We start from the raw sequence: 7,975 nt of genomic DNA, 5'->3' as shown, positions 1-7,975 counted from the left end.
AATTTCCTGAAAGTTGCCAGTTCGCTGACTTCAAAATAACCTGATCTGGCTAATACACTATAAAAAACAGGGGAGATATGACCGTTAGAAAGAAAAAACAGATCCTCACCTTTACCATCCATTGTAAAATCAGTAGAATGATTCATCACTTCAAAATACAGTGCGGTCATGAAATCTGCGCATCCTAATGATCCACCAGGGTGTCCGGATTGACATCCGTGAACCATTCTTACAATATCCCTCCTTACTTGAGAAGCAATATCCTCTAATTCATTGATTGTATGTTTCATTAAATATGGAAATGTGTTAATACGAGCAAATGTAATTATTTACTTGTTTAACACGGTAGTTATGTCAAAAATACATCTTCATTTGTATTTTATACTATAAATTTTGATGAATTTAAATAAATGTCATATTGACGTATAATAGAAGGGGAATTATGTTTTATAAAGTTGCAGAATGCTGTAGTTTAATTATGGGATTTAAAGGATAGAGAGGTGTATTGTTTCGGAAAATTCTGTACATCTGCTTCAAGGCTAACAATATCAGGCGGGCTGAAGAAACCCGCAGATCTCAGAGACCTTTCCGCCAGGGTACAAGAATTTTCCGTAGCAAATTGAGAGGAAGGAAAACGGACGAGTGGGCAGAGATCTGCGGGACAGGCGGGGTCCCGGAATATATCAGGTTTTGCTCTTTAGGTATTTGCTGAATTGTTCAGGTGAAAGAACCATCTTAAGGCTTTCGTCAAAGGCATGTTGATTAGCCGCCATTGCCTCTTTTTTCTCTTTTTCTGACCCTTTGCCCATACGAATCTCATCCACTGATTTGGCGTTACCCATGTAGGCATTAAATACCTTTTTGGTGGTGGATTGATCTAAATTTAGTGACTTTTGCAGCTTTTGGGCGAAGGCCCTGGATCGCAATATGGCATCTTTAGGCATCTGCCATTGATGGCCAACTTTAATCGGTTTTTCGCCAGGTGTTTCAGTCTGGGCATTCAGGCGTGTACTAATAAGAGCTAAAACTGCGAAACTCCATAGAATTACTTTTTTCATGATTTTTAGTTTTTAAGGATTAAATGATAAATTATTCTTTTCGAAGGGATTGAATAGGGGTTGCACGCGCTGTCTTAACTGCCTGGTAGCTTACGGTCAACAAGGCAATAAACATCGTTACTAGTCCTGCCACAGCAAACCGCCACCAGGATAGGTTGACCCTATAAGGGAAATGCTCCAGCCAGTTGTGCATGACCAGCCAACCCAAAGGGATGGCCAGAAAAAAGGAGATCAGTATCAGACCGGAAAACCCTCTGCACAGCATCAAAGCCAGCGAACTGACGGAAGCACCCAACACTTTGCGAATTCCAAACTCCTTTTCCCTTTTTTTTGCTGTCAGCATAGCCAGGCCAAACAGACCGGTACTGGAGATAAAAATGGCGAGTCCGGCAGCAAAGGTCATGATCTGTTTCCACCGCTCTTCCGATCGGTAACTGTTGTGGTTGGATTCCTGACGGAACTGGTACTCAAAGGGATGTTCCGGATTCAGATGATGAAATACTCTTTCCAGCTCCGCTAAAGTCTGTGAACTGTTTTCAGGGCGGATTCTGATGATCATCTCCCCTAAAGGCAGTGAAGGTTCCCCGGTAAAGATCATCGGTTGAATCCTTTCCTTTAAAGACTCGTTATGATAATCCCTTACTACTCCAATGACAACCATTTTCCGGTTCCCCCATCCGGGAAGGTTCATATAATCAATAGTCTGGCCAATGGGATCTTTCCAGCCAGCCTTTTTAACCAGGGTTTGATTGATCAGTACTGAAGACAAAGAATCCGAGCCAAATAAGGAAGAGAAACTTCGGCCACGCATAATTATTGCACCAAGTACCGAAAGATAGTTTTCATTCACATGTTCATAAGTGGCTGTAAACTCTTTACCAGCGGCCTGTGTTTTGCCTCCAAAATGCCCGATATTTTTATAGCCAGCTCCGCTTACTCCCGGGATCCTGGAAAATGCTGCTTTGTAGCGCTCCATCAATGACCGGTTTCTGATACCCTCTGTTATTTTTACGCTTAGAAGGTTTTGGTCTGGATAACCAACCGAAGTTTTGGTTAACAGGCTAAATTGCGCATAAATGAACAGGGTAGAAATGATGAGAAAAGTGGCCAGTGCAAATTGAAAGACCACCAGACTTTTGGTCAGCTCATTCTTTCCGATCAACCCTGTCTTACCAGTCAGCGCCTTCACTGGTGCCAAGGATGAAAGTACCAGTGCAGGATAAAAACCGGCGGCGAATCCAGTGGCCAGGAACAAGAGTACAAAGGCTGTCACTAACTTCCAGTTCAAGAGATCATGCAGGCAAATGTCTTTATCACATAAACTGTTAAAGACAGGTAAGACTGTACCGGCTAAAAACAGGGCTAATATAAACGCCAGTAGACAGGTCAGCATCGACTCGCTTAAAAATTGGATAGTTAACTGCCTTCGGCTGCTTCCCATGACCTTTCGAATGCCAATTTCTTTGTTTCTTTTCACCGATTGGACAATAGTCAGGTTGATGAAATTGATACAGGCAATGACCAGGGTAAATAGCGCAACCCCTCCCAGAATATAAGAATATACCGGGTCGCTGGCAGAAGGTGTACCTTCGTAATCTGTATTCAGATGCATACGGGTCAGCGGCTGCAGACCCCAGCTGAAATGGTTTCCGTATCCAGCTAAATGGTTTAGATCAATCTCCTCTTTAGCGTTAGAGCTATAAATCTTGTCCATTTTACGTTCTACCTGCGAAATATTTGCGCCTTCCGTGAGCAAAAAATAGGTTGGGAAGGACACCCACATCCATCCGTTATCCGGATACGCAACCTGAAAATAGGAGAAAGGAAGGAGCAGACTAAATTGAATGCTGGAGTTTTGCGGCGCTGGTTTGGCCACCCCTGAGATTTTAAAAAGTTCAAATTTTCCATTAACCTCCACTTCCATAGACTGGCCCAGGGCAGCTGAGGCCGATCCAAAGTATTTTTTTGCGATCAGTTCGTTTAGTACCATGGAGTGTTGATCTTTTAGCACAGTACGAGGATCACCTGTAAGCAAGGGAAAGGTGAAAACTTTAAAAAAGCTTTCGTCTACCCAACTGATTTGTTCAGTGCTGATCTGGCGGTTATTTCTTAGTACGGTCTCTCTGGTATTCACACGGGTAAACTCCAGTATTTCAGGAATACTTTGTTTGAAGGCTGGACCTTGTACCAAGGCTGCAATAGCAAATTTTTTACTTGTTCCGTCCTGCTCACTGCGCAGACAGGTGAGTTGATAGATTTGTGCTTTCTGCTGATGAAAGCGGTCAAAACTCAATTCGTTGGTGATGTACAGTAAGATCAGCATGCAGCAGGCAAGGCCAATACTTAAGCCCAATATATTAATCAATGAAAGTGTAAGTTGCTTATGCAGGTTTCGGACCGCGATCTTAAAATAATTCCTAAACATGATTTGATATTTAAAAAATAATGCAATAGCTGGCCAGGGACACCAATCTGGTGTGCAGGGGAAGCGGATAGAAGTTTAAGGTTAGGGAGCTATTTCCCTCTTACTGACTGCAGTATGAGGGACAGCATACGGCCTCGTTCGGCGTATGGCATCAGCTTCGGCTCTTTTTTTATCTTCGTGGGCCTTACGATTGGCCTCTGCGCTAGGTTTCCCGACCGATAGGGGGATTTTGACCAGGAATTGTACCTGATTCCTTGGGCCAGGTACCATCGCTAATGTACCTATAGTCAGGAGCAGTGCAATGACCAGAAAGTCCAGTTTCCCTGGCGAATTTTTTTTCCCTTTTAGAAGCCTTTCCATTCTGGCCGGCATTCTGGTACTTGCGCCTGAAAAGGCCAAACTCAATTTGTTCTGTTCCCGACGGTATTGCTCAAAATATACCATTGCGCTCATGAGATCGACCGGACTACTTAAATGTTGAACTGCTATATCGTCACAACAATTCTCGCGTTCAGACCTGATCAGAGAGGATAACCACCAAACTGCGGGATTAAAAAACAACAGGGTTTCCATAAGTATCTGAACCAGATTGACCAGGCCATCTTTGCGGCGGATATGTGCCAGTTCATGTAAAAGGATGGCTTCTACCTGAGCCTGGTTCAGTGCTGTAATCAATCCAACCGGAATCAATATTAAAGGTTTAAGATAACCGATCACTATAGGCACTTGCGCAATTCCAGATTCCAGCAAATTTACGGTATGCCGAAGTCCAAGATTTGAACACAATTCTTGCAGTCGTTGTTGCCAGAATTTACCCACCGGAGCTATACGAACCATTTTCATGCGCTGGAGGACATAAAAACCTAGTGATAGCCGGCAAATTTGTACAATAACGGCAAGTATCCAGAACATTGAAATAAGGCCGGCATGTTCATGAATGTATTTTAAGGAAAAGGCCAGATTTTGCCAAAGTAGTGCAGGAATATCCTTTGAATTTGAAGGATGCAGATCTGGTAAGTTGAAATCACGGTCGGGAACAGTATAGAGTTCCAGGATAAAAGTTAAAGCAACTACCAAAGTAAATAATAGTAAAGTCGCCGTCAAAAAACGGTAACGCCATATCGCAGCAGTCCGTTTCGTCAAATGAAGAATCATTGCCACAAGAATCACCAGCACCATCCCCTGCCATAGATTGTGCAGGAGTGTGTGAGTAATTGCCTCTGCCATATTTTCAGGCAAGTAACCGCTAATGATCTTTTCCATTTTTGTCGTATTAATGGTTGGTCTTCCTTTCTGCCTCCTCTAGCAGGGCTCTCATTTTAGCCAGTTCTTCTTTCGTTGTTTTTTTATTGCCCACCAGCTGTGTTACCAAACTGCTGGCCGATCCTTTATATAAAGTATCCAGAAATTTGTCCAGTAAATGCGCCTTCGTTTTTTTCTCCTCTTCCACTACATGATACACATGCTGCATTTTACGTTCGTCACGTTTTAAAATTCCTTTATCCACCATCAATTGCATAAGCTTTAGTGTTGCAGTGTAATTCAACTCCCGGATCTTATTGATTTCCTGCATCACAACACGTACAGGTAATGGTCCATGCTCCCATAAGATTGTTAAAATTTCCAGTTCCGCTTTGGTCGGTTCTATTTTCTTTGATTTCTCCGGTTCATTGATTTTCATATGTAAACCTACATATAAATTTGTACCTACAAGAATGTTTGTAGGTTTATTTTCTGAATTTAACTTTATTTAACAATGTAGTGGAGAATTGGCTGCAAAGAAAACCTGCTACATTCAATCAGCTGTTAGAATTGGGTAGAAGGAGAACATGAAACAGGCATTGCTTTTTCCATTGCAGAAGAGGGGGCAGGTAGATTTTTTACCTAAATGAAGAGGTAAATGCGCTGATACCGCTTAAATTGATCAGGAAAGGAACTTATTTAGACAAGGATGTCCTAAATTCCTTTCCGTTAATAGGTTTATTTTAGTAGGTCCAAAACCTGTGCGGTGGCATTTTTGGTATCTACTTTTTCAATGATATGTGTAATGATACCTTGTTCGTCGATCAGGAAGGTTTTACGTGCGATACCCATGTATTTCTTTCCGTACATATTTTTTTCTACCCAGACGCCATAAGCTTCTACGATTTTTTTATCTGTGTCAGCCACCAGGGTAAATGGCAGGCTATGTTTGGTGACGAATTTCTGATGTGATTTTTCATCATCTACACTGACACCAAGAACTACGATTCCTTTTGCCGTTAAGCCCTGATAGTTGTCCCGGAAATCACAGGCTTCTGCTGTACAACCAGGGGTATCATCTTTCGGATAGAAATATAAGACTACTTTTTTTCCTGTAAACTGAGACAGGGATACAGCAGCGCCATTTTGGTCTGTTGATGTAAATTCAGGGGCTTTCTGGCCTTCTTTTAATTCGCTCATAGGATTGTTATTTGTAATAATCAATAGTCAGGGTTTTAACGTTGTTCTTTACATCGTCAACAACCAGTTTTAAGTTATGTTTGCCGGAACTGCCGGTTTGGTCATTAAAGCTGTGCCATAAGGTGGCCGTTTTGGCGTCGAACTCCATAAGAGCCCACTTTCCGTCAATATAGCCGTTAAAGCTTTTGATTCCGGAAAGATTATCTCTTATTTTAAAAGTCATTTTACTAATCCCCTTCATACTTTGCCCGTTGGAAACATTGACGGGAACTATGGTTGGAGCAATAGTATCGATAGAGATGAAAAAGCTTCCAAAACTTCTTGGTTTCGCTTTAACATAGCCATTTTCAAAATAACCTCCCTGAGAAGATCTGCCAGTATTGACGATTACAGCTTTGTCTTTATACTTGCTCAAACTGGAATCGGCCTTAATCCATAATTCAAACCCTGTATGTAATGGGGTGAGGGTGTTATGGATTTGATAAACAGCAGAATATGCATTTACCCCAGGTCTTGGATGTTCTGCATAGGTAAAGTTCAGGTCGCTGTACAGATTTCCCGCAGGAATGATCACCTTGATCTGGTTGTTGTTGAATTCGTTGACCTGATTGTAGGGAAAAAGAGTGCCTGCCGGAAGAACTTTTGAAGCTATTGTTGCTTTGCTGTCTCCCAGAACATTAAAAGCAAGGACACTTTGATTCCCCTTGGCATCTGTAATGGTGTATTTAAGTGCATAAGTCCTTCCCTCTTCGAACTCAATTCTTCCGTTGTTAACCAGGTTGAAATAGATTCCCATAGGGTTACCGGGATCAACGAAGCTTTTCTGAATGGTGCGTTTGGTGTTCAAAAATGCTGGAAAGTCGATATGGGAATTTACTGCTTTGCTATTTTCGAATTTAAAACGTTCCAGGGCCGAAGTATACACGGATTTTCCATCTACTTCCAGTTCAATAGAATATACCCCATTGGTACCCGATGCCCCATTGTGTTTATCAGTTACCGTAATCCCAAATCCGACTTCTCCACCGAGATGAATGGTGCTGACCTGGTTCAAATGATATTTTCCGGCACCGCCACTCACCTGGAAATACTGCTTTGGCGTGAATTCATTAAAGGCTTGTTTGTTCAGGCGATAAATATACATTGCGTAGATGACCGGCGGAATATTATCCGGAATATCCAGGCCGAAGAGCTGCGGGTTTATGGTTGCCTCTGTTTTGGTATCTCTTACTTCAAAATGGAGGTGTGGACCACCCGAACTACCCCGGTTTCCAGACCAGGCAATCAGATCACCTTTACGAACTGGGATCAGACTGGCCGCGGGAAATTCGTCTATTTCAAACGATTTCTTTTCATATTGTACTTTTTCAACCTGTTGTGCTATTTTAGGATTGAAGCGTTGAAGATGTCCGTATACCGTGGTGTAACCGTTAGGATGGTTAATATAAAGTGCCTGCCCAAAACCACTATTTTGTACACGAATCCGGGAAATGTATCCGTCGGCTACTGCGTATACCGGATAACCTTCGCGTTGATTGGTGCGATAATCCATACCGGAATGAAAATGGTTGGGCCTGATTTCTCCAAATGATCCTGCAAGGGCGGGAGGCGTAATGTCCAGTGGCGGACGGAAATCAAATTGCGGATATTTGTTCCCGCTAAAGATTTGTTGTCCGTTGGCGAAAAAGGAACTCAGTATAAAGTAAAAGAGTACTGCGTAAGATCTGAACATTAAAATTATTTTATATGGAAATTAAGTAATTGTTCTCCGGCCAGCCATGCTTCAAGATGATCACCAGCGTGGACTTGTCCAACACCCTCTGGGGTTCCGGTAAAAATCAGGTCTCCTTTTTTTAAAGTAATGTATTGTGAAACGAAGGCTATTATTTTTTCAAACGGGAAGAGCAAATTTTTAGTATCTCCATTTTGACGTGTTTTTTTGTTGATTTGTAGTTCGAATTGCAGATCGTACAGATTTTCAAATTTTGATTTGGGTACAAAGCTGCTAATGGCAGCTGAGTTATCAAAAGCCTTGGCAAGTTCCCAGGGT

Annotated in this window: 7 protein-coding genes and 1 pseudogene; all 8 read right to left on the bottom strand. The window is 42.2% G+C overall.

Annotated elements, in window-relative coordinates; translation table 11 throughout:
- Positions 1 to 290: pseudogene (locus VNZ46_RS10090) on the bottom strand (transketolase); the annotation flags it as partial.
- A gap of 393 nt (positions 291 to 683) precedes the next feature.
- The gene (locus VNZ46_RS10085; protein WP_325560045.1) at positions 684 to 1,058 is read right to left on the bottom strand and encodes a hypothetical protein; all 375 of its coding nucleotides are present in this window, start codon (positions 1,056 to 1,058) and stop codon (positions 684 to 686) included.
- A gap of 31 nt (positions 1,059 to 1,089) precedes the next feature.
- Positions 1,090 to 3,483: an ABC transporter permease gene (locus VNZ46_RS10080; protein ID WP_325560044.1), complete on the bottom strand. Its 2,394-nt coding sequence runs from the start codon at positions 3,481 to 3,483 to the stop codon at positions 1,090 to 1,092.
- Between the two features lie 81 nt (positions 3,484 to 3,564).
- On the bottom strand, positions 3,565 to 4,746 hold the full coding sequence (locus tag VNZ46_RS10075) for a M56 family metallopeptidase (RefSeq protein ID WP_325560043.1): 1,182 nt from the start codon (positions 4,744 to 4,746) through the stop codon (positions 3,565 to 3,567).
- Positions 4,747 to 4,756: 10 nt separating this feature from the next.
- Positions 4,757 to 5,164, bottom strand: a complete 408-nt coding sequence (locus tag VNZ46_RS10070) for a BlaI/MecI/CopY family transcriptional regulator (protein ID WP_325560042.1) — start codon at positions 5,162 to 5,164, stop codon at positions 4,757 to 4,759.
- A 299-nt stretch (positions 5,165 to 5,463) separates the two neighbouring features.
- Positions 5,464 to 5,925: a thioredoxin-dependent thiol peroxidase gene (gene bcp / locus VNZ46_RS10065; RefSeq protein ID WP_325560041.1), complete on the bottom strand. Its 462-nt coding sequence runs from the start codon at positions 5,923 to 5,925 to the stop codon at positions 5,464 to 5,466.
- Between the two features lie 7 nt (positions 5,926 to 5,932).
- On the bottom strand, positions 5,933 to 7,657 hold the full coding sequence (locus VNZ46_RS10060; protein ID WP_325560040.1) for a M23 family metallopeptidase: 1,725 nt from the start codon (positions 7,655 to 7,657) through the stop codon (positions 5,933 to 5,935).
- A 5-nt stretch (positions 7,658 to 7,662) separates the two neighbouring features.
- Positions 7,663 to 7,975, bottom strand: a 313-nt coding sequence (locus VNZ46_RS10055; RefSeq protein WP_325560039.1) for a fumarylacetoacetate hydrolase family protein, incomplete at its 5' end; no start/stop codon positions are given.

Origin of the sequence: Pedobacter sp. (assembly GCF_035566355.1) — a bacterium.
Taxonomy (GTDB): Bacteria; Bacteroidota; Bacteroidia; order Sphingobacteriales; family Sphingobacteriaceae; genus Pedobacter.
Note: the sequence above shows the minus strand (reverse complement) of the source record. Positions and strands in the feature narration are given on the sequence as shown.

Bases quoted from the DNA above. Each gene is read 5' to 3' on its own strand.
- VNZ46_RS10075 (WP_325560043.1), bottom strand. From the start codon at position 4,746: ATGGAAAAGATCATTAGCGGTTACTTGCCTGAAAATATGGCAGAGGCA.
- bcp (WP_325560041.1), bottom strand. From the start codon at position 5,925: ATGAGCGAATTAAAAGAAGGCCAGAAAGCCCCTGAATTTACATCAACA.
- VNZ46_RS10085 (WP_325560045.1), bottom strand. From the start codon at position 1,058: ATGAAAAAAGTAATTCTATGGAGTTTCGCAGTTTTAGCTCTTATTAGT.
- VNZ46_RS10070 (WP_325560042.1), bottom strand. From the start codon at position 5,164: ATGAAAATCAATGAACCGGAGAAATCAAAGAAAATAGAACCGACCAAA.
- VNZ46_RS10060 (WP_325560040.1), bottom strand. From the start codon at position 7,657: ATGTTCAGATCTTACGCAGTACTCTTTTACTTTATACTGAGTTCCTTT.
- VNZ46_RS10080 (WP_325560044.1), bottom strand. From the start codon at position 3,483: ATGTTTAGGAATTATTTTAAGATCGCGGTCCGAAACCTGCATAAGCAA.